Source organism: Puniceicoccus vermicola (assembly GCF_014230055.1).
GTDB lineage: Bacteria > Verrucomicrobiota > Verrucomicrobiia > Opitutales > Puniceicoccaceae > Puniceicoccus > Puniceicoccus vermicola.
Map to the genome: position 1 here is coordinate 1 of NZ_JACHVA010000088.1, position 1318 is coordinate 1318.

Annotated in this window: 1 protein-coding gene; it reads left to right on the forward strand. The window is 58.5% G+C overall.

The window, feature by feature from the left end:
• Positions 1-92 precede the first annotated feature (92 nt).
• Positions 93-1318: RHS repeat-associated core domain-containing protein (locus H5P30_RS11410; RefSeq protein WP_221774348.1), on the forward strand; the 1226-nt coding region annotated here is incomplete at its 3' end.

Consider the following 1318-nt stretch of genomic DNA (forward strand, 5'->3'; position numbering starts at 1 on the left):
GGGTGACAAAAAGGGGTCAGCCCAATGTTTCATGGTTTTCCTGCGATCCGAATTCCTCTTTCCAGGATTCCAAGACCGTCACGGACGCCCTTATGCCGTCCCGGCACCTCCGCCTCGCCCCCGCACCACGGCCTTCTCGTATCCTTGGCTGGCCGACGGTAGCCGGGCGCAACGGAGGATTTGTTCTTGGCATCGCCGCCGATCCGGATCAGGATTTAAGCGTGGGTTATTCGTATGATAACGCAGGACGCCTTTCGACCGTCACCGACGGCGCGGATACCTTTACCTACGGCTACCTCGCGAATACCGTGGGAATGCTCGCCGAGACCGAAGGCCCGGCCCACACCGCGAGCTACACCTACGAGCCCGGGCGCAACGCGCTTACCGTCGTGGAGAACGAGGAAACGGTGGGAACGGTTTCGACCGTATCCCAATACACCTACCGCTACGACGCCTTGGGGCGCCGGACCGACCGGGTCGATGAGGGATCCGCCTTCGCCCAGGCTGCCCTTTACGACTGGACCTATGACGACCGTGGCCAGGTAACGGCCGCTGATCGCTATCTGGGCCCCGATCCGGATAGCCCGGGGGCTTCGGTGGCCGCCGAGACCGATGCTTTCGACTACGACTTTATTGGCAACCGCCTCACCTCCACCTTTGGGACCGCTTCTCAGCGCTCTTACACGGTCGATAGCCTGAATCAATATACGGGGATCACGAATCCGTCCGCCGGCCCTACTCACGATGATGACGGCAATATGACCTACGATGGAGTGGGGTGGTACTTTGAGTGGAACGGCGAAAACAGAATGATCGAGGCCCGTAATTACGCCGACATCATGAATCCCAGCAGCGGTGCCGTTCGCCTGACCTTTACCTACGACTATCAGGGTCGCCGGGTCGAGAAAACCGTCGAAGAATACGACGTGCCCCTCGCCTCGATGCAAACCGTCTCCGAAGAGCGTTTTATCTATGACGGCTGGAACCTAATCGCCACTTTCAGCTCTCAGGTTTCCGGTCTCAGCCATCAGGCCACCTATCTCTGGGGCCAAGACCTGAGCGGGTCGATGCAGGGAGCCGGTGGAGTAGGAGGACTGTTGAGTGTCTTGGATAAGTCCAGTTCAGACGTTTTCTACCCGACTTACGACGCCAACGGCAATGTCAGCGAGTATCTCGACGAAACCGGGGCCATTGCCGCCCACTATGAATACTCGTCATTCGGTCGCGTTATCGCTTCGACCGGAGCACCAGACGATTTCGCCTTCCGCTTCTCGACCAAATATCAAGATAACGAGACGGACCTACTGTATTACGGCTT